Origin of the sequence: Pseudomonas sediminis, from assembly GCF_002741105.1 — a bacterium.
Lineage (GTDB): Bacteria > Pseudomonadota > Gammaproteobacteria > Pseudomonadales > Pseudomonadaceae > Aquipseudomonas > Aquipseudomonas sediminis.
Map to the genome: position 1 here is coordinate 80,717 of NZ_NIQU01000004.1, position 20,626 is coordinate 101,342.

Sequence of the window (20,626 nt, forward strand, 5' to 3'; positions counted from 1 at the left end):
CGACGTCATGCTATTGCGCTTTACCAAGATGCACGGCCTGGGCAATGACTTCATGGTCCTCGACCTGATCAGTCAGCATGCCCACGTGCAGCCCAAACATGCCAAGCAATGGGGCGACCGCCACGTCGGTGTCGGCTTCGACCAACTGCTGATCGTCGAACCGCCGAGCCACCCGGACGTCGACTTCCGCTACCGCATCTTCAACTCCGACGGTTCGGAAGTGGAGCAGTGCGGCAACGGCGCGCGCTGCTTCGCCCGCTTCGTGCTGGACAAGCGCCTGACCACCAAGAAGGTCATTCGCGTCGAGACCAAAAGCGGCATCATCGAACTGCGCGTGCAGAACGACGGCCAGGTCTGCGTCAACATGGGTGCACCGCGCCTGCAGCCGGAACAGGTACCGTTCCAGGCAGAGCAGGCTGCACTGACTTATCGCGTCGATGTCGAGGGCCAGAGCGTCGAGCTCGCCGCGCTGTCGATGGGCAACCCGCATGCGGTTTTGCGCGTCGACAATGTCGACAGCGCCCCGGTGCACACGCTCGGGCCGAAGCTGGAACACCACCCGCGCTTCCCGCAGCGGGTCAATGTCGGCTTCCTGCAGGTGCTCGACCGCAAGCATGCACGCCTGCGCGTATGGGAACGCGGCGCCGGGGAAACCCTGGCCTGCGGTACCGGCGCCTGCGCCGCTGCGGTCGCGGCGATTCGCCAGGGCTGGATGGATTCGCCCGTGCAACTGGAACTGCCGGGCGGCAAACTGTCCATCGAATGGGCAGGCGAAGGTCAGCCGGTTATGATGACCGGGCCCGCTGCCCGCGTATACGAAGGACAGGTTCGCCTATGACCGACCAGCAGGATTCGCCCAAACCGCTCGACTCAGAAACGGTCGCCGCCTATCTGCGCCTGCACCCGGAGTTCTTCATCGACCATGAAGAACTGATCCCCGAACTGCGCATTCCGCACCAGCCCGGCAATGCCGTGTCGCTGGTCGAACGCCAGGTCAAGCTGCTGCGTGAGCGCAACATCGAGATGCGCCATCGTCTCGGCCAACTGATGGACGTGGCGCGCGACAATGATCGCCTGTTCGACAAGACCCGTCGCCTGGTACTCGACCTGCTCGATGCCGGCAGCCTGGAAGAAGTAGTCGGCGTGGTCGAAGACAGCCTGCGCCACGAGTTTCAGGTGCCCTTCGTCGGTCTGATCCTGTTCAGCGACAACAAGCTGCCGGTCGGTCGCTCGGTCAGCTCGGCCGAAGCGCATCAACAGGTCGGCGGCCTGCTCAGCGGCGGCAAGACCATCTGCGGCGTGCTGCGCCCGCATGAGCTGGAATTCCTCTTCGGCAAGGAAGACGCAGCACAGGTTGGCTCGGCCGCCGTGGTCAGCCTCACCCACCAGGGCCTGCATGGCGTGCTGGCCATCGGCAGCGCCGACCCGCAGCACTACAAGAGCTCGCTCGGTACCTTGTTCCTCGGCTATATCGCCGAAGTACTGGCACGTGTCGTGCCCGGTTTCTCCACACCGCTGCGTTCGGTACGCTAGGTCGTGTAGGGTGGATGACGAAGCTCATCCACCATTGGCCCGTTCGGAAGCCGGCACGTGACACTTGAAGCTCACCTCGACGCGTACATCGAACACCTGCGCCGCGAGCGCCAGATGTCGGCGCATACCCTCGATGGCTATCGGCGCGACCTCAACAAGGTGCGGACATTCTGCGAAGCCGAAGGCCTGAGCGACTGGGCCGGACTGGACACACGCAACCTGCGCCGCCTGATCGCCCGCCTGCATCAACAGGGTCTGGCAAGCCGTAGCCTGGCGCGCCTGCTCTCGGCCACCCGCGGTCTCTATCAGTACCTGCTGCGTGAAGGCCTGTGCCGTCACGATCCGGCCACCGGTCTCAGCCCGCCAAAACGCGAGCGCCGCCTGCCCCGCACCCTGGACGCCGACCGCAGCGCGCAACTGCTCGACGGCGCAGTCGAGGACGACTTCATCGCCCGCCGCGACCAGGCCATGCTCGAGCTGTTCTATTCCTCCGGCTTGCGCCTGTCCGAGCTGGTCGGGCTCGATCTCGATGGCCTGGATCTACCCGCCGGTCTGGTACGCGTGCGCGGCAAGGGCAACAAGGTGCGCGAACTGCCGGTCGGCAGCATGGCGCGTCAGGCGCTGGAACATTGGCTGCCGTTGCGCAAGCTGGCCAACCCCGGCGACGGCGCGGTATTCATTAGCCAGCAGGGCCGCCGCCTCGGGCCACGCGCAGTGCAACTGCGGGTGCGCCAGGCCGGTGTGCGCGAGCTGGGCCAGCACTTGCATCCGCACATGCTGCGGCACAGCTTCGCCAGTCATATGCTGGAGTCCTCGCAGGATCTGCGCGCGGTGCAGGAGCTGCTCGGCCACGCCGATATCGCCACCACGCAGATCTACACCCACCTGGATTTCCAGCACCTGGCCAGTGTCTATGACCAGGCCCATCCACGCGCCAAGCGCAAAGGCGGTTCCGAATGAGCATTGAACTGATCACCTTCGACCTCGACGACACCCTGTGGGACGTCACCCCGGTGATGCAGGATGCCGAAGCCGCGCTGCGCAATTGGCTGGCACTGCATGCACCACGCCTTGGCGCGGTGCCGGTCGAGCATCTATGGGCCGTGCGCAGCCGCCTGCTGGAAGCCGAGCCGATGCTCAAGCATCGCCTCAGCGAACTGCGCCGGCGCATTCTGTTCCACGCCCTGGAAGACGCCGGCTACCCGCTGAGCGAGGCGCAGGGGCTGGCCGAAGCGGGATTTCAGGTGTTTCTCAGCGCCCGCCATCAGGTGCAACTGTTCACCGAGGTACACCCGACACTGGAGGCCTTGGCCGAACGCTTCATGCTCGGGGTGATCACCAATGGCAATGCCGACGTGCGTCGCCTGGGCCTGTCGGATTACTTCCAGTTCGCCCTGTGCGCCGAAGAACTGGGCGTCGGCAAACCCGATCCGAAACCCTTCCGCGAAGCGCTCAGCCGTGCAGGTGGCGTAGCGGCCGAACGCGCCGTGCATATTGGTGATCATCCCAGCGATGACGTTGCCGGCGCTCAGGCAGCCGGCATGCGCGCGATCTGGTTCAACCCGCAAGGCCGAGCCTGGGAAGGTGAGACCACACCAGACGCGCAAATCAGCAGCCTGGCCGAGTTGCCAGCGCTACTTTCCAACTGGACGCGCTAAACCCCCGCAGGGTGCGCTGCGCGCACCCGCCTGATACACGACAAGATCGGCGCGCACGGCGCACCCTACTCGCCACAGCACCATCCCTGACGTCGCGCAGCGGCGGCCCAAAAGGGAAACCCGGGATGACAGGCACAAAAAACCCGCCACAGGGGCGGGTTCCTTGTAGCTAGCCGTCCTCAGATAGGGCGGCTGCCGTATTTGCTGTCGGGCTTCTTGGGTGGGTCGGCGACCACGTTGGGCTCCACCTCCTGCACCTTGCCACCACGGGAGAGAAACTCTTCCATGGCACGCGCCAGGGCATCGCGCTCCTTCTGCTTGGCTTCGATGCTGGGCAGCTCATCGACTTCAACGGCTTTGGCCTTGCTCTTCTTGCCGCTGGCTACGACCGCACCATCGCCTTCATCGTCGCCGCTGTCGCCGTCATCGGCAGCAGCCAGCTCCTCACCATCGTCCTCGTCAGCCCCGTCCAGATCGTCTTGTTCCAGGTCTTCGTCGCTCATGTTCAACCTCATGACTTGCGAAAAGCAGGTTAGTTATAGCCCAGTCGCGCGATGTGCACCGCTCGACCGGAAAAAATTCAAATAGCCTCGCCATGCAAGGTCGCCACCATTCGCCGAGCGCCGCCATGATCGCGATGCTCACCGAGGTAGATACCTTGCCAGGTCCCAAGCGCCAGCCGTCCCTGCTGTATCGGCAGCTGTAGCTGAAAGCCCAGCAAACTGCCCTTGAAGTGCGCCGGCAGATCATCCGGCCCTTCGTAATCGTGCTCGTAGCCCGTCTCACCCTGCGGCACCAGACGGTTGAAGAAACGCTCGAAATCGCGGCGTACCGCAGGATCGGCGTTCTCGTTGACCGTTAGCGATGCCGAGGTGTGCTGCAGCCACAGATGCAACAGACCAACACGCACCTGCGCCAGTTCCGGCAATGCTGCCAGCACTTCTTCGGTCACCAGATGAAAACCGCGCTCGCGCGGACGCAGGCTGATGATGCGTTGCTGCCACATGCCGCTCTCACTCTCGATGGCTCCAGCGCGCGCATTCTAGCGTGCTGTCAGAAAAAACAAAGGGCGCCCGAAGGCGCCCCTGTCATTCCCGGCGAAGCTTATTTCTTGCCGGTGAACTCCGGGTAGGCTTCCATACCGCATTCGGCGATGTCCACACCCTCGTATTCCTCTTCTTCGCTGACGCGCAGACCGATCACCGCTTTGATGATGCTCCACACGATCAGGCTGGCGATGAATACCCAGGCGAAGATGCTACCGATACCCAGCAACTGAGCACCCAGCGAAGCGTCGCTGTTGGTCAGGCAGACAGCCAGCAGACCCCAGATGCCGACCACACCGTGTACGGAGATGGCACCAACCGGATCGTCGATCTTGACCTTGTCCAGACCGAGGATGGCGAACACCACCAGCACACCACCCACGCCGCCAATCAGAGTGGCCTGCAGGCCGCTCGGGGTCAGTGGCTCGGCGGTGATGGCCACCAGACCAGCCAGGGCACCGTTCAGGGCCATGGTCAGGTCAGCCTTGCCGAACAGGATGCGGGCAACGATCAGCGCGGCAATCAGACCGCCGGCTGCTGCCATGTTGGTGTTGACGAACACCTGGGCAACGGCGTTGGCATCTTCGATGGTGCTCATCTTCAGCTGCGAGCCGCCGTTGAAGCCGAACCAGCCCATCCACAGGATGAAAGTACCGAGGGTAGCCAGCGGCAGGTTGGCACCCGGAATGGCGTTGACCTGACCATTGGCACCGTATTTGCCTTTACGTGCACCGAGCAGCAGGACACCAGCCAGAGCAGCGGAAGCACCGGCCATGTGAACTACGCCGGAACCTGCGAAGTCGAGGAAGCCAGCTTCGTTGAGGAAGCCCGAGCCCCATTTCCAGAAACCCTGAACCGGGTAGATGAAGCCGGTCATGACCACGGCGAAAGCCAGGAAGGCCCACAGCTTCATACGCTCAGCAACAGCACCGGACACGATCGACATACAGGTCGCGGCGAACACCACCTGGAAGAAGAAGTCCGAACGGGCCGAGTAGTAAGGTGCATCGTCGCCACCGGCAAGTACCGAGTCGACGCTGTTTTCGTCACCGATCAGGAAGCCCAGGCTCGGCAGGATGCCGCCTTCGGGGCTGGAGTACATGATGTGGTAGCCGATCACCAGGTACATGACGCTGGCCACGGCATACAGCGCCACGTTCTTGGTCAGGATCTCGGTGGTGTTCTTGGCACGCACCAGGCCGGATTCGAGCATGGCAAAGCCAGCTGCCATCCACATTACCAGGGCACCACAGATCAGAAAGTAGAAGGTATCGAAGCCGTACTGCAATGCAGTCAATGCTGTGTTATCCATTTTTCACCTCTTGCCGGCGCTTTTGTTGTGCGCTGTTCGGTTGAAACGTCCAGGTTGGCGCCGGACGCGTTCCGCATGCTTTACAGGTCGTTGCCACGCTCGTTCTGGATCACCGGAACCCCTGCGCCGTGAGGCGACCAGGTATTCCCATCACTAGGCCAAGCGCGAGACCTGAAGAGGGTCTGGCACAGCAGAGCGGCGAGGGTATCGCCAACTCCGGCATTCGCCCTCGAAAACGGCGCAAGGCCATAATTCGAGGACAAAAGGGCTCCTAGCCCTGCGAAAGTTCGCAGAGTCATGGGTTTACTCCTGGGGCGTGGGGTTCGGAGGCTTGTTAAATCGCGTCGGTATCGGTTTCGCCGGTACGGATACGAATCGCCTGTTCCAGGTTGACTACGAAAATTTTGCCGTCGCCGATCTTGCCGGTGTTGGCAGCCTTGGTGATGGCCTCGATCACGCGGTCCAGCTGATCATCAGCGATGGCCACGTCGATCTTCACCTTGGGCAGGAAGTCGACCACGTACTCGGCACCGCGATACAACTCGGTATGGCCTTTCTGACGGCCGAAGCCCTTGACCTCGGTGACGGTAATGCCCTGCACGCCGATCTCAGACAGCGACTCGCGCACGTCGTCGAGCTTGAACGGCTTGATGATGGCAGTGACTAGCTTCATGAAACTTTCTCCCGTTTAAGGTGGACTTGCCCCAGGAATTGCGAACCCGGCTCAAGTCTAAGCGCAGTGTCTGGCTTTTGTAATGCACCGACCGCTCCAGCCTGGCGTGGCCGATACCCACCAACCGCTCCCGACGAAACACTCCCCCGCTTCGCCTGCCGCACCGGAACTGCGTCGGTGCATGCGTCGATGGGGTCTAAGCAGAAAGCTTGCCAGCTCACGTAAAAGCGCCATCTTTCAGGCCTTTACCCGCTTCGAGCAGGGATGACCGGTCATTCGCACTGAATGCATCGCACCAACACAGTGCATCGACACATTCCGCAATGCTCAAAAATCGTGCAACTCGCGCTCGACCGCCGCGCCTGCGGCTGCGTGCTACACTGCCGCCGTCTGTATCTGGAACCTGCCCATGCTCCCGCCCAAAGCTTTGCTCGACACCCTCAGTAGCCACGCTTCGCGCTTGTTCAGTGGTGACAGCCCACTGCCGCGCGCCGAACTGGAAGCGCAGTTCAAGGCCCTGCTGCAGAGCGGCTTCAGCAAGCTCGATCTGGTCAGTCGGGAAGAGTTCGACAGCCAGATGGTGGTTCTCGCCCGCACCCGCGCTCGCCTCGAAGCGTTGGAAGCCAAGGTCGCGGAACTGGAAGCCAAGCTCACCGCCGCAGACTGAGGTTATGTTGTAGGAGCGGCTGCACCCCACTTGATCAAGGAGCGATCATGTCCCTGGCCATCGTTCACAGCCGCGCCCAGGTCGGTGTAGAAGCACCGGCCGTCACCGTCGAGGCGCACCTGGCCAACGGCCTGCCCTCTCTGACCCTGGTGGGTCTGCCGGAAACCGCAGTCAAAGAGAGCAAGGATCGCGTACGCAGCGCCATCCTCAATGCTGCCTTCGAGTTTCCCAGCAAACGCATCACCTTGAATCTTGCGCCTGCAGATTTGCCAAAAGACGGTGGTCGCTTCGACCTCGCCATCGCCTTGGGGATTCTCGCGGCCAGCGGTCAGGTACCGGCTCAATCGCTGGATGAATACGAATGTCTGGGCGAGCTGGCGCTGTCCGGCGCAGTGCGTCCTGTACAAGGCGTATTGCCGGCCGCCCTGGCCGCACGCGCAGCCGGACGCACCCTCTTGGTGCCACAGGCCAATGCCGAAGAGGCCAGCCTGGCCTCGGGGCTGAAGGTAATCGCCGTCGAGCACTTGCTGCAGATCGCCGCACACCTGAACGGCAGCGCCCCTCTCGAACCTTACGCAGCCCAGGGCCTGCTCAGGCAGAGCCTGCCCTATCCGGATCTGGCCGAAGTGCAGGGCCAATTGGCCGCCAAACGGGCATTGCTGGTGGCGGCCGCCGGCTCGCACAATCTGCTGCTCAGCGGCCCACCCGGCACTGGCAAAACCCTGCTGGCCAGCCGCCTGCCAGGCCTGCTACCTGCGCTGGACGAAAACGAAGCGCTGCAGGTCGCCGCGATCCATTCGGTGGCCAGCCATACGCCGCTACAGCACTGGCCGCAGCGACCCTTTCGCACACCGCACCACAGCGCCTCCGGCCCGGCATTGGTGGGTGGCGGCAGTCGCCCGCAGCCCGGCGAAATAACCTTGGCCCATATGGGAGTCCTGTTCCTCGATGAGCTGCCGGAGTTCGACAGGAAAGTGCTGGAAGTGCTGCGCGAGCCGCTGGAAAGCGGCCACATCGTCATTGCCCGAGCCCGCGACAAGGTGCGCTTTCCCGCTCGTTTTCAGCTCGTTGCCGCCATGAACCCCTGCCCTTGCGGCTACCTCGGCGACCCCAGCAACCGCTGTCGCTGCACCCCGGAGCAGATCCAGCGCTACCGCGCCAAGTTGTCGGGCCCGCTCCTTGATCGCATCGACCTGCACCTGACGGTCGCCCGCGAAACCACAGCCCTGAATGCCCCGCCACAGGATGGCGAAAGCACTGCGCAGGCAGCAGCCAAGGTGGCGCAGGCACGCGAACGACAATTGCAACGCCAGGGCGTGGCCAACGCTTTCCTCGACCTACCCGGTCTGCGCCAACACTGCGCATTGAGCGACGCGGATCGCCAGTGGCTGGAAAACGCCTGCGAACGTCTCGGGCTGTCCCTGCGCGCGGCCCATCGCGTACTCAAGGTCGCGCGCACTCTGGCCGACCTGGCGAACGAGCAGCAAATCAGCCGCGCCCACCTGGCTGAAGCGCTGCAGTACCGCCCGGCAGCGGGATGACTCAGCGAAAGCGCTCGACCTCCTGACGCAGCTGAGCGGCCAGGCGATCCAGCTCGCGAGCGGTATCGGCCAGGTTGGCCACCACCTCACGCTGCTCGCCGTTGGCCTGGGCGATGCTCTGCAGGTTGGAGCTAAGCACGGTCGCGGTGCTGCTCTGTTCGCTGGTGGCGGTGGTGATGGCGGCGAACTGCTCGCCCGCCGCCTCGCTCTGCTCGCTGATCTGTGCCAGCGCTGAAGCCACCTTGGCGTTGCGCTCAAGACCGTCCTGCATCAGTTGCCGGCCCTGCTCCATGGTGGCGATGGCGCTGCTGGTCTCGCTCTGGATGCTGCCAATCATGGTGGAAATCTCGTTGGTCGCCTCGCGGGTACGCCCGGCCAGGTTGCGCACCTCGTCGGCGACCACAGCAAAACCACGACCCTGCTCGCCGGCACGTGCAGCCTCGATGGCGGCGTTGAGCGCCAGCAGGTTGGTCTGGTCGGCAATTGCGGTGATCACGCTGACGATGCCGCCGATTTCCTGTGAACGCTGGCCAAGGCCGTTGATCACCGTGGAGGTCTGCTCCAGCGCCTCGGCAATCTGCACCAGTGCCTCGGAGGCCTGATCCATCGAGGTACGACCGATGCGGGTCTGTTGGGCGTTGGCACTGGCCATACGCTCGGTACTGCGCATATTGTCGGCGATGTTCTGCGAAGTGGCGCTGAACTCCTCCACCGCGCCGGCCATGCTGCTGATCTCGCCCGACTGCTGATCGATCCCCTGGTAGGCATCGCGCGACAGCGTCGACATCGACTGCGAGCGCGCACTGACATCCTGAGCCGCACTGCGAATGCCCGCGACCATGTTCGCCAGCGCCTCGCCCATGCGGTTGAAGCTGCGTGCCAGCTCACCAATCTCATCATCACTGGACTGCGCCATGCGCGCGCCGAGATCACCAGCACCGAGCGCCTGCGCCTGTTGCACCAGATCGCCCAGCGGCCGCAGCTTGCGTCGCAGCAACCAGACCACGGCGATCACCGCCAGCAACAGGGTCAGCGCACTGCCGATGGCCAACTGGGTGCCGACGCGCCAGGTGACCGCCTGGATTTCCTCGCGTGGCATGCTCGCCAGCACCGTCCAGGGGCCGCCGGTGAAGGGCATGGCGACGCTGTAGAACTCGTCGCGACCATCACTCCAGAAACCACCCTTGCCGGGGCTGGCGATCAACTCGGCAAGCGCAGCGGGCAGGCTGCTCATAGCGGCGGCACCGGCCGGAGCCACCAGCCACTTGCCCTGCTCGTCGAGCAGCGCCAGCGAACCAGTGCTGCCGATGCGGAAATCGGAGAGGTTGCGCATCTGCAGGTTCTGCGCGTCGGTGTAGTCGAAGCCGACAAACAGCACGGCGATCACCCGCCCACCGGTATCGCGCACCGGGGTGTACTGGGTCATGTAGAAGCGGTCGAACAGCAGCGCACGGCCGACATAACCCTGGCCTGCCAGGAGTTTCTGATAAGCCGGATGCTGATGGTCCAGCACGGTACCCAGCGCACGAGTACCGTCCTGTTTGGTCAGCGAGGTGGTGATGCGCACGAACTCTTCACCGTCGCGCACGAACACCGTGGCAACGCCAGCGGTCATGCGGGTAAAGTCGTCGACCTCACTGAAGTCGTTGTTCAGCCGGGTCGCACTCAGATAGAGGGCGGGGGTCTGCAGGCTCCCAACCGCGACACGCTCGTCGCTGCGCACCTGCAAACCACTGCTGAAGCGCTGCTCGAAGAGGCCGGCCAGGCGCTGCGTGCTGTCGCGCAGACTGCCATGGAAGGTCTCGAGCTGGTCGGCCAGCAGGCCGGCTTCGCTACCCAGATGCTTCTCGCGGGTAGCCAGGTTGGCTTCGTTAAGCGAGCGCAAGGCGAACAGGGTGCTGAAGCTGATCAACAGCACTAGAACCAGTGCCAGGATGGCGGCCAGTTGCAGAGCGATACGGGAACGAGGAGGGGTCATTCAGGCCTCTCAAGGCCTGACTCACTAGTGGCAGGCCGAACGGAACAGGGGTTGACTGACCCGAGTGGTCATAGGACCTCGAGCCAGGGCGCGGCAGGATACCTGAGCAGTATGGTTGGTCAATCAGCGCTCTGCCAAATGGCAATCATTTGCTCTCAAAAACCTGTATCGGCAGCTAAAGCACTCTCTCCACTGCGGGAAGTTGCATAGCCGCCACTTCGGCCAACAGGTAGTCGCGCAGCCGCTGCAAACGCGCCTGTGCACGGTGCCCGCGTGGCCACACCAGATAGTAGCTGTCACCACTGAACACTGCGGTTGGCCAGGGTAGCCCGAGGCGACCTGCGCCCACGTCCTCGGCCACCATCAGCAGATCACCGATGGACACGCCATAGCCGCGTGCGGCGGCGACGATTCCCAGTTCGAGCATGTCGAACAGCTGACCGGTCTTCAGCGGCACCTGCTCATCCAGCCCCGTGGCCTGCAACCAGCGCCGCCAGTCGCGGCGATCCGGCGTCGGGTGCAACTGCTCCGCCGCCTGCAGCCGCGCCAGCGACCAGGGGCCTGCGTCAGAGTCGCCAGCAGCGCACACCGGAATCAGCCATTCCTCGAACAACAGCACGCTTTCCCACTCATCCGGGAACTGGCCATCGGACAACAGCACCGCACAGTCGAATGGCTCGTGGCGGAAGTCGACCTTGTCCACATCCATCCAGGCGCTGGTGAGCTGTACCTCGCTGTCCGGGTTGGCCAGGCGAAAGTGCGACAGCCGCGCCAGCAGCCAGCGCATGGTCAGGGTCGACGGCGCCTTCAGGCGTAGCACCTCATCATCGGCGCGCAACGCAGCACTGGCGCGCTCCAGTGCATCGAAGCCGTCGCTCAGCCCCGGCAACAGAGCACGGGCGGGATCGGTCAGGTGCAGGCTGCGGCCACGACGCTCGAACAGACGACAAGCGAAGTACTCCTCCAGCGTGCGGATGTGCCGGCTTACCGCGCTCTGGGTGATGGCCAGTTCTTCAGCAGCACGGGTAAAGGAGGCATGCCGTGCGGCGGCCTCGAAGGCGCGCAGGGCGTAAAGCGGTGGAAGACGACGCGTCATCGTATCAAACCATGAGTTTTGATCATGCCTGGCATGGCTATTTTCCTTTTGTGGGCATTCGCTACAAACCAGAGAATAGCTGTCATTGCTCATCCCCCGACAGTCTGGGGATGCTTACCCTGCCGAAGTTTTACTCATCATGAAGAATTCCCTTGGCCACGAGTTGGGCGCGCTGCTGCGCCTGGCCGGCCCGCTGATCTCAGCCCAACTGGCCCACGCGCTGATGATTTTCACCGACACGCTGATGATGGCCATGCTCGGCCCGCAGCAACTGGCCGGTGGCGCGCTGGGCGCCACCTGCTATTTCATTTTCTCGATCTTCTGCACCGGGGTGATCGCCGCGGTGGGCAGCCTGATTGCCATTCGCCACGGCGCGAGCGACCCGTCAGGCATCACGCGCCTGATCCGCAACGGTCTGTGGCTGGCCATTTTGCTGGGCGCCGTCAGTGCGCTGTGCCTCAATGGCCTGGGCCCGCTGCTGCCGCATCTGGGCCAGGACCCTGACGCAGCCAGTCAGGCCATGGCATTCCTGCGCCCGCTGTCGCTGGCACTGCCCGGCTACCTGTGTTTCATGGCGCTGCGCGGCTTCACCAGTGCCATTGGCCATCCCGGCCCAGTCATGGCCATCAGCATCGTCGGTACAGCCGCCAATTTCGCCATCAACTACGCGCTGATCAAGGGTTGGTTCGGCCTGCCCAGCCTGGGTCTGAGCGGCATCGGCATGACCACAGCACTGGTCAGCAGCGCCATGGCGCTGGCATTGGCGCTGTACATCCTGCTCTCGCCAACCTATCACCGCTACCAGCTGCAGCGCGGCATGGGTCGCCCACAGCGAGCGGAAATGCGCGCCTTGCTGCGTCTGGGCCTGCCTATCGGCGGTACCTACGCCGCCGAACAGGGGCTGTTCACCTTCGCCACGCTGTGCATGGGCGCGCTGGGCAGCGTACAGCTGGCGGCGCATCAGATCGCCATGCAAACGGTGGCGCTGGCGTTCATCGTGCCGCAAGGGTTGTCCTATGCCGTGACCTTCCGCGTCGGCCTGCACTACGGCGCCGACCGCCTGCATCTGTCACGGCTGGCGGGGCACCTGGGCATGGCCGTGGGCGCCGCCCTGATGCTGCTGTTCGCCCTGCTGTTCTGGCTGCTGCCAGAGTGGATCATCGGTCTGTTCCTCGACCGTCACGACCCGGCTTTCGCCGATATCGTCACCCTCGCGGTCGGCTTGTTGGCGATTGCCGCCTGGTTCGAGTTGTTCGATGGTTTGCAAAGCATCGCCATGGGCGCGATCCGCGGGCTGAACGACGGCCGCACCACCCTGCTGATCGGTCTGACGGGTTACTGGTGCGTGGGCGCACCATTGGTCTGGCTGTTCGCCTTCGCCCTCGGCTGGGGTGCACAGGGCGTCTGGTGGGGCCTGGCTGCCGGCCTGGCAGTCACGGCGAGCGGGCTGGTGCTGGGCTTCCAGTGGAAGACGGCGCGCCTACAGCGGCCGAGTGCACTGGCGAGCGAGGCCTGCCTGCCGTAATCCGGCTACACGCGCGCGCCTCGGATTGCATCCGGGCTACGGAGCTGCGGCGCCTCACGCCGAAGGCGGAGTACCGCTCAGCAGCGGCTGGCGCAAGCCAAACACCAGAAAACGTGCCAGCTCCGCCAGAGGTATCGCCTTGCTGATCAGGTAACCCTGCACCTGATCACATCCAAACTGACGCAGCATGTCGAGCTGCTCGATGTTTTCCACCCCTTCGGCCACCACCTCGAGATTGAGGTTGTGCGCCAGGTTGATCATCGCCCGCACCAGTTGGCGATTCTCCGCACGTTCGCCCATACCGCCGACGAAGCTCCTGTCGATCTTCAGCAGGGTGATCGGCAGGCTGTTGAGGTGGACGAAGGAGGAAAACCCGGTGCCGAAGTCGTCCAGCGAAAAACGCACGCCGAGCCGTCCCAGTGCCAGCATGGTCTGCTGCACCTGGTCGCTGCGGCGCATCACCGCGGTTTCGGTCAGCTCAAACTCCAGCCACTGCGCATCGACCCCACGTTCTTCGATCAAACGGCTGAGGGTCGGCAGCAACTGGCTGTCCTGAAACTGGCGGAATGACAGGTTGACCGCCATGTGCAGCGCCGGCAGGCCGCGTCCACGCAGCCACTGCATGTCGCGCAGGGCACGGGAGATGACCCAGTAACCGAGCGGTACGATCAGCCCGGTTTCTTCGGCCAGCGGCACGAATTCATTAGGCGAGAGCAGCCCACGCTCGCTGTGCTGCCAGCGCACCAGCGCCTCCAGGCCGACGATGCGCCCGCTCTTCAGGCACAGGCGCGGCTGATAATGCAGCTCCAGTTCGTCGCGGCGCAGCGCGCGGCGCAGCTCACCTTCCAGATCGGCCTGACTGCGTGCGCTGCGGTTGCGGCGCTCGTCATAGACATGAAACACGCAGCCTTGCTGATTCTTGGCGTGCTGCATGGCGATATGCGCATGCCACAGCAGCGGGTCGGCGCCCTCTCCAGGTTGGGCGTGAGCGAGCCCCAGACTACAGCCGATCAACAGACTCTCGCCGTCTACCCAGTAAGGCTCACCCAATACCTCGGTGACACGCTCGGCAAGGCGCTCCACGCGCTGCGGATCGCGGCGTGCATCGAGCAACAGAGCGAATTCGTCGCTACCCAGACGCGCAATCTGATCGCAGGGCTGCAGCAGACTCTTGAGCCGCGCCACCACCTGCAGGATCAGGCGATCCCCAGCCTGGTAGCCGAGGGCATCGTTGGCGTGGCGGAAGTTATCCAGATCGAGATGACCGAGTACCAGGCCGCGGCCACCACACTCGGCCAGGCGCGCGGCGAGCAGGGTCTGGAAACCCTGGCGATTGGCGATACCGGTCAAGGGGTCCTGTTCGGCCAGGCGTTGCAGGGTGTGCTTGAGATTGCCCTGTTCACGCGCGTAGCGCAGGCAGCGACGCAACACATCGAGACTGAGGCTGCCGCGCACCAACCAATCGCTGACACCGGTCGGCTCTTCGACTGGCTCTGCGTCGAGTAGCAAGACGATGGGCAAGGGGCACTGATGCGGCTCGGGGAGGCGATCCGGTGTACTCAACAGCAGACCGCTGGCGTGATCATCGAACAGGTTGCTGGCCGCCTCCCATGACGGCGCGGTAATCAGCGGGGATGGGCTGCCCAGGGCGCTCAACTGCTCGCGCAACAATTCGGCCCAGTCCGGCGTTTCCGCCAGCAGGACCAACCGCAAGGGTTCGACGAGCGTGGACAAGCAACCTCCCCAATGACCACAAGAATGATGGCGAATCGCGTCGCCTGAACGCGCCGTAATCGGCGTCTAATCAATCACATCCGTGCGAAAGGTAGTGCAGATCCTGAGGTATAGCCAGTAAACCTACAAGTGGAACCAGAGTACTGGAATAAAGTGATTAACCAAGTGCATGGCTATGCAATTCCGTGCGCTAGGCCACAGTTCCGGACGGTCGCGGCAGAAGTCATCAGGCCTGTTAAAATGCGCGGCCATTTTTCTGCGAATGATCCCATGTCCCGACTGAACCCCCGGCAACAAGAGGCCGTGAACTACGTCGGCGGCCCACTCCTGGTGCTCGCCGGTGCCGGTTCCGGCAAGACCAGCGTGATCACGCGCAAGATTGCCCACCTGGTGCAGAACTGCGGCATCCGCGCCCAGCACATCGTCGCCATGACCTTCACCAACAAGGCCGCGCGCGAGATGAAGGAACGCGTCGGCACCCTGCTCAAGGGCAGCGAGGCGCGCGGCCTGACCGTGTCCACCTTCCACAACCTGGGCATGAACATCATCCGCAAGGAATATGCACGCCTGGGCTACAAGCCCGGCTTCTCGATTTTCGACGACGGCGACATCAAGGCGCTGCTCAGCGACATCATGCAGAAGGAGTATTCCGGCGACGACGGTGCCGACGAGGTGAAAAACCTCATCGACAGCTGGAAGAACGACCTGATCCTGCCCGATGAAGCCCTGGCCAAGGCGCGCAATCCCAAGGAACAGACCGCCGCCATCGTCTACCTGCACTACCAGCGCACGCTCAAGGCGTACAACGCGGTGGATTTCAACGATCTGATCCTGCTGCCGGTCAAGCTTTTCCAGGAGCACAGCGACATTCTGGAGAAGTGGCAGAACCGCATTCGCTATCTGCTGGTCGACGAATACCAGGACACCAACTCCAGCCAGTACCTGCTGGTGAAACTGCTGGTGGGCATGCGTAACCAGATCACCGTGGTCGGCGACGACGACCAGTCGATCTACGCCTGGCGCGGCGCACGGCCGGAAAACCTGATGCTGCTCAAAGAGGATTATCCCTCGCTGAAAGTGGTGATGCTGGAGCAGAACTACCGCTCCACCAGCCGCATCCTCAAATGCGCCAACACCCTGATCGCCAACAACCCCCACGCCTTCGAGAAGCAGCTGTGGTCGGAGATGGGTATGGGCGACGAGATCCGCGTGATCCGCACCCGCAACGAAGACGCCGAGTGCGAGCGGGTGGCGCTCGAAATTCTCACCGAGCACCTGCGCACCCAACGCCCGTACAGCGATTTCGCCATCCTCTATCGCGGCAACTACCAGGCCAAGCTGATGGAGCTGAAACTGCAGCACCACCAGATTCCCTATCGCCTCTCCGGCGGCACCAGCTTCTTCGCCCGTCAGGAGGTGAAGGACCTGATGAGTTACTTCCGCCTGCTGGTCAACCCGGACGACGACAATGCTTTCCTGCGGGTGATCAACGTACCGCGCCGCGAGATCGGCTCCGCCACCCTGGAAAAACTCGGCAACTACGCCAACGAGCGCAAGATCAGCATGTACGCCGCAGCCGGTGAGATGGGCCTCGGCGAGCATCTCGATGCGCGCTTCACCGAACGCCTGCAGCGTTTTACCAAATGGATGGATCGGGTGCGCCAGGAGTGCGCGCAGAACGACCCGATCGCCGCCATCCGCAGTATGGTCATGGACATCGACTACGAGAACTGGCTACGCCAGAACGCCTCTAGCGACAAAGTGGCCGACGCGCGCATGGGCAACGTCTGGTTCCTCGTCGACGCACTGAAGAGCACCCTGGAGCGCGACGAAGATGGCGATATGTCCATCGAAGACGCCATCGGCAAGCTGGTGCTACGCGACATGCTCGAGCGCCAGCAGGAAGAGGAAGAAGGCGCCGAGGGCGTGCAGATGATGACCATGCACGCCTCCAAGGGTCTGGAATTCCCTTCGGTGTACATCATCGGTTTCGAGGAAGAGATTCTCCCGCACCGCTCCAGCATCGAGGCCGACACCATCGAGGAAGAGCGGCGCCTGGCCTACGTCGGCATCACCCGCGCCAAACGCAACCTGGCGCTGACCTTCGCCGCCAAGCGCAAGCAGTACGGCGAGGTGATCGACTGCTCGCCGAGCCGCTTCCTCGACGAGCTACCGCCGGAAGACCTGGTGTGGGAAGGGCTGGAGGAGGCGCCCGTGGAGGTCAAGGCCGCACGCGGCAACGACGCCCTAGCCAATATGCGGGCGATGCTCAAGCGCTGAGGCCATGGCTGACTGGTGTATGGTCGGTTTATTCGGTGGGCTGGCACCCTCGTCATTTTTGCCAGTCAGAAAGAAGATACCGTTCAGACACAGGGGGTTGGCACCATGCGCACATTCACTCTCGACCTCGACACGCTGACTCAGTTGATCAACGGCCGCGAACAGCAGGAGAACTGGCTGGACCTGGAAAGCGGTAGCGTTCTGAGCCTGTCGCCGGAAGATCAGCACAGCGAGCAGCGTCAGCACGTAGAACTGAATCCGGATCGCTACACCCAGATACCCAACCTCGACATTCCCCAGCGCGTGGCCATGCGCGAGTCCTTTCTGTTCACCCTCGACGATCTGCACGCCCACCCGCTGCTCAGCGCCGCGTTGACCGGCCGCAAACCACTGCGCGCATTCGACTACGAGATCGAATCCTTTCCGGCGATTCGTCAGCAGTGGCAGGCGTACGAACTCAAGCAATTGCGCGAGTACACGCTCAACTGGCTCTACGAACTGGGCCTGGAGCCTGCGCCGGACAAGCTGCCGCTGGACACGCGCGGCATTCCCAAGGACATCCTGCGCCGCCTGACCAAGAGCGCCTGAGCGGAGCAGCCCGCGGATTGCATCCGGGCTCCAGACACTGGCTAACAACCTGTCTAACCGGTCAATTGACCACGACTGTCGGGCAGGCTGCGGTTTCACTACACATTGCAGGTCATTTTGAGCGAAAATCCGCAGCTTTTCTGCTCAACCAGAGGATCGACCGTGGAGTCGTTGAAACAGAAGATTCGCAGCGAAGGCATCGTGCTGTCCGAGCATGTACTCAAGGTGGACGCCTTTCTCAACCACCAGATCGATCCGCGCCTGATGCAGGAGATCGGCCACGAGTTCGCCCAGCGTTTCGCCGGCCAGGGCATCACCAAGATCGTCACCATCGAGGCCTCCGGTATTGCCCCGGCAGTGATGGCCGGCCTGGAGCTGGGCATTCCGGTGATCTTCGCGCGCAAGTTTCAGTCGCTGACGCTCAAGGACGACCTGCTGATCTCCAAGGTGTTCTCCTTCACCAAGCAGACCGAAAGCACCATCGCCATTTCCGCGCGTCACCTGACGGCTGCCGACAAGGTGCTGGTAATCGACGACTTCCTCGCCAACGGCCACGCCGCCAAGGCGCTGATCGACCTGATTCAGCAGGCCGGTGCACAGATTGCCGGTATCGGCATCGTCATCGAGAAGTCCTTCCAGGACGGCCGCAACCTGCTGGAGAGCGAAGGCTATCGTGTCGAGTCGCTGGCCCGTGTTGCCGCGCTGGAGAACGGCCAGGTGCGCTTCCTCGACTAAAAACTGCGCGCGCCCTCGCGCGCGTCAGGCCCCGGCAGTGGCCTGCAAGCCCGCCAGCAGCACGCGCTGATAGAGGGCTTCACGCACCCCGTCGGGCGCTTCCAGACTCATGCGTCGCAAGTGCTCGGGATAGGCGCCTGGCTCTGGCGCATCGAGCGTGGCCTTGCCCAGCGCCAGTACTTCGGTCAGACGCAGCTTGCTCTTGAGCCAGCTCAGCGCCCGCACCAGGTCTTGCTCCACCGCGCTGAAATCACTGCCAAGCGGGTATTCGACGAACAGCTGCGAATGTTCTGCACGCAGAGCCTCCAGCCGCTCGGGCAGGTTGTTGCAGAAGCGCTCATCGAGCCGGAAATCCGCCGGCAGCTTGCCGACCTGCTGCGCCTGCTCGATCAGTTCGCTCTGAAAGCGCGAATCGCTGATCTTGAGCAGCGCCTCGATCACCTGGGCGTCGGTCTTGCCGCGCAGGTCGGCGATGCCGTACTCGGTTACCACGATGTCGCGCAGGTGCCGCGGGATGGTGGCGTGACCGTACTCCCAGACGATGTTCGAATTCACCTCGCCGCCCGATTCACGCCAGCTGCGCAGTAGCAGGATCGAGCGCGCATCCTCCAGCGCATGGGCCTGAGCGACGAAGTTGTACTGGCCGCCTACACCGCTGAGTACGCGGCCGTCTTCCAGTTGATCGGCCACCCCCGCACCGAGCAGGGTCATGGTGAAAGCCGTATTGATGAAACGTGCATCACGGCGCTGCAGACGCTTGAGCTCCTCTTCGCCGTACAGCTCGTTGATATAGCGAATGCCGGTCATGGCAAAGCGCTGCCGTTCAGCACCATCCAACTCGCGCAAACGTCGGTAGAAGCTTTCCGGGCCGAGAAAGAAACCGCCGTGCAGCACCACACCGCCCTGCGCACTGCCGAGACAGGACTGCAGGCGAGCCTGCGTCTGGGGATCACTGAGATCCGCGGCGACGCGGCTACCGTCAAGCAACTGCAGCTCGCCCGCCTCCAGCCGCATATCGCCGTGTAGCAGGCCGCTATCGCGCAGCCAGGCCAGATCGCTCGACTGCAACGTCGCTGGTAGCCCTGCGTCGACCAGCGCCTGAACGCTGTGTAGCCGACCCTGTTCATCCAGCGCACCATTACAGGCCAGACGCTGCAGGCGCAGATCCGGGTAAACCCGGCGCCGTAGCAGGCCGGCCTCGGCCAATGCCAGCAAGCCGTTGACGAACATTTCACTGCAGCCATACAGCCCGCGAGCGAGCGGTTCGAGACCGCCACAGGCGGCAATCTCATCCGCCCAATCATCAGCACGGAGCGCCCGTAGCAGCGCGCGGTAGCGAGCATTGTCGGCCTGCCTGGCCATCAGTGCCGCCGCCAGGGCATCACCCATCGCGCCGATGCCGATCTGCAGGGTGCCGCCGTCACGCACCAGGGTGCTGGCGAACAGGCCGATGCAATGATCCTGCAAGGTCACGGGCATGTTCGGCGTGGAGAACAGCGTGGTGCGCTCGTCCTCGCCAATATGGATATCGAAGGTATCGCGCGACACCTGGGCATCACCGGCCATGTAGGGCAGGTCACTGTGGATCTGGGCGACGCTGAGCACGGTTTCGCCAGCCTCGCGGCGCTTATCCAGCAGCGGCAGCAGATCAAGGGTGATGTCCGGGTTGCAGCTCAGGCTGAAATGCTCGGGGTGCGCTGGGTCTACGGCCACCAGCTGAGCGATCAGATTCAGGCCCTTGGCATTGAGGTCACGGGCGACATGGCTGTAGTTGCTGCTGATGTAGTCCTGCTGCGCCGGCTCGCATTCGAGCAGGCTGCCCGGCTGAAAGAAGAATTGCTCGACGCGCACGTTGGCCGGCAGGTTGCCGGCGTGCAGATCGGCGAGAAAGTCCAGCTCGGGATAATCGCCGTAGACCCGGTCAACGAAGGGTTCGAGAAAGCGTCGCTGCAAGTCCTGGCCGGCACGCGGGCGCGCCAGGCACAGCGCGGTGTAGATGGTCAGTTGCCGCTCGGGCAGATTACGCACGCGTTCATAGAGCGCGTTTACCCAGCGATTGGGTTTGCCCAGACCGAGGGGCAGGCCCAGATGAATCGGCCCGTCGATCTCGCTCAGCACGTGGTCGACGGCTTGTTCGAGGGTACAGGTGTGCGGCATCTGGCGCTCCTCGCGACATCCATGACGAATGCTGCTTGGACTACTGAGCCACCGGCATGGTTGCATGCCACCGCCAGAAACGAAAAAACCGCCCAGAGGGCGG

General features: G+C 63.3%; 18 protein-coding genes and 1 pseudogene. 10 read left to right on the top strand and 9 right to left on the bottom strand.

The features are described 5' to 3' along the window. The first annotated feature begins 7 nt into the window (after positions 1-7). The 4 genes from dapF to CDO35_RS11005 are packed head-to-tail and all read left to right on the top strand — an operon-like array spanning position 8 to position 3,191. The gene (dapF, locus tag CDO35_RS10990; RefSeq protein WP_099525163.1) at positions 8-838 is read left to right on the top strand and encodes a diaminopimelate epimerase; all 831 of its coding nucleotides are present in this window, start codon (positions 8-10) and stop codon (positions 836-838) included. Further along, complete coding sequence (locus CDO35_RS10995) at positions 835-1,533, top strand: DUF484 family protein (RefSeq protein ID WP_099524726.1); 699 nt, start codon at positions 835-837, stop codon at positions 1,531-1,533. The genes dapF and CDO35_RS10995 overlap by 4 nt, the downstream gene beginning before the upstream one ends. 57 nt (positions 1,534-1,590) lie before the next feature. Then, a complete protein-coding gene (gene xerC, locus CDO35_RS11000; protein ID WP_099524727.1) occupies positions 1,591-2,493 on the top strand; it encodes a tyrosine recombinase XerC in 903 nt (300 codons plus the stop codon). Then, positions 2,490-3,191: an HAD family hydrolase gene (locus CDO35_RS11005; protein WP_099524729.1), complete on the top strand. Its 702-nt coding sequence runs from the start codon at positions 2,490-2,492 to the stop codon at positions 3,189-3,191. The genes xerC and CDO35_RS11005 overlap by 4 nt, the downstream gene beginning before the upstream one ends. 179 nt (positions 3,192-3,370) lie before the next feature. On the opposite strand, the gene sutA is transcribed toward CDO35_RS11005, so the two are convergent. From sutA to glnK, 4 genes are all read right to left on the bottom strand, one after another. After that, entirely contained in the window at positions 3,371-3,694 is a 324-nt protein-coding gene (sutA, locus tag CDO35_RS11010) for a transcriptional regulator SutA (RefSeq protein WP_017678298.1), read from the bottom strand. A 77-nt stretch (positions 3,695-3,771) separates the two neighbouring features. Next, the gene (locus CDO35_RS11015; protein WP_099524731.1) at positions 3,772-4,197 is read right to left on the bottom strand and encodes a secondary thiamine-phosphate synthase enzyme YjbQ; all 426 of its coding nucleotides are present in this window, start codon (positions 4,195-4,197) and stop codon (positions 3,772-3,774) included. A gap of 98 nt (positions 4,198-4,295) precedes the next feature. Further along, complete coding sequence (locus CDO35_RS11020; RefSeq protein WP_099524733.1) at positions 4,296-5,549, bottom strand: ammonium transporter; 1,254 nt, start codon at positions 5,547-5,549, stop codon at positions 4,296-4,298. Between the two features lie 334 nt (positions 5,550-5,883). Beyond that, positions 5,884-6,222, bottom strand: coding sequence for a P-II family nitrogen regulator (glnK, locus tag CDO35_RS11030; RefSeq protein WP_003096476.1), 339 nt, complete (start codon positions 6,220-6,222; stop codon positions 5,884-5,886). Between the two features lie 409 nt (positions 6,223-6,631). Here glnK and CDO35_RS11035 point away from each other — a divergent pair, with 409 nt between their 5' ends. Then, complete coding sequence (locus tag CDO35_RS11035; protein WP_099524737.1) at positions 6,632-6,889, top strand: accessory factor UbiK family protein; 258 nt, start codon at positions 6,632-6,634, stop codon at positions 6,887-6,889. A 47-nt stretch (positions 6,890-6,936) separates the two neighbouring features. Further along, positions 6,937-8,430: a YifB family Mg chelatase-like AAA ATPase gene (locus tag CDO35_RS11040; protein WP_099524739.1), complete on the top strand. Its 1,494-nt coding sequence runs from the start codon at positions 6,937-6,939 to the stop codon at positions 8,428-8,430. Position 8,431: 1 nt separating this feature from the next. Here the strand turns inward: CDO35_RS11040 and CDO35_RS23255 are convergent, their stop codons facing one another. The 3 genes and pseudogenes from CDO35_RS23255 to CDO35_RS11050 form a co-directional block, all read right to left on the bottom strand. Continuing rightward, positions 8,432-9,292 carry a methyl-accepting chemotaxis protein gene (locus CDO35_RS23255; RefSeq protein ID WP_371919670.1) on the bottom strand — a complete coding sequence of 287 codons (861 nt, stop codon included), beginning with the start codon at positions 9,290-9,292 and terminating at the stop codon, positions 8,432-8,434. Beyond that, positions 9,290-10,408, bottom strand: a pseudogene (locus CDO35_RS23260) (Cache 3/Cache 2 fusion domain-containing protein); the annotation flags it as partial. The pseudogene CDO35_RS23260 and the gene CDO35_RS23255, both read right to left, overlap by 3 nt. Positions 10,409-10,583: 175 nt before the next feature. Then, complete coding sequence (locus CDO35_RS11050) at positions 10,584-11,504, bottom strand: LysR substrate-binding domain-containing protein (protein ID WP_099524743.1); 921 nt, start codon at positions 11,502-11,504, stop codon at positions 10,584-10,586. Positions 11,505-11,643: 139 nt separating this feature from the next. Here CDO35_RS11050 and CDO35_RS11055 point away from each other — a divergent pair, with 139 nt between their 5' ends. Next, positions 11,644-13,029, top strand: a complete 1,386-nt coding sequence (locus CDO35_RS11055; protein WP_099524745.1) for a NorM family multidrug efflux MATE transporter — start codon at positions 11,644-11,646, stop codon at positions 13,027-13,029. 54 nt (positions 13,030-13,083) lie between these two features. On the opposite strand, the gene CDO35_RS11060 is transcribed toward CDO35_RS11055, so the two are convergent. Further along, positions 13,084-14,763, bottom strand: a complete 1,680-nt coding sequence (locus CDO35_RS11060) for a putative bifunctional diguanylate cyclase/phosphodiesterase (protein WP_099524747.1) — start codon at positions 14,761-14,763, stop codon at positions 13,084-13,086. Positions 14,764-15,033: 270 nt separating this feature from the next. On the opposite strand from CDO35_RS11060, the gene rep reads away from it, so the two are divergent. The 3 genes from rep (at position 15,034) to CDO35_RS11075 (ending at position 18,366) form a co-directional block, all read left to right on the top strand. Beyond that, complete coding sequence (gene rep, locus CDO35_RS11065; protein ID WP_099524749.1) at positions 15,034-17,043, top strand: DNA helicase Rep; 2,010 nt, start codon at positions 15,034-15,036, stop codon at positions 17,041-17,043. 105 nt (positions 17,044-17,148) lie between these two features. Next, entirely contained in the window at positions 17,149-17,631 is a 483-nt protein-coding gene (locus tag CDO35_RS11070; RefSeq protein ID WP_099524751.1) for a UPF0158 family protein, read from the top strand. Positions 17,632-17,793: 162 nt separating this feature from the next. Then, a complete protein-coding gene (locus tag CDO35_RS11075; RefSeq protein ID WP_099524753.1) occupies positions 17,794-18,366 on the top strand; it encodes a xanthine phosphoribosyltransferase in 573 nt (190 codons plus the stop codon). A 24-nt stretch (positions 18,367-18,390) separates the two neighbouring features. On the opposite strand, the gene CDO35_RS11080 is transcribed toward CDO35_RS11075, so the two are convergent. Continuing rightward, positions 18,391-20,523 (bottom strand): acetyl-CoA hydrolase/transferase C-terminal domain-containing protein, encoded by a 2,133-nt coding sequence (locus CDO35_RS11080; protein ID WP_099524755.1) that lies wholly within the window; start codon positions 20,521-20,523, stop codon positions 18,391-18,393. Positions 20,524-20,626: the final 103 nt, after the last annotated feature.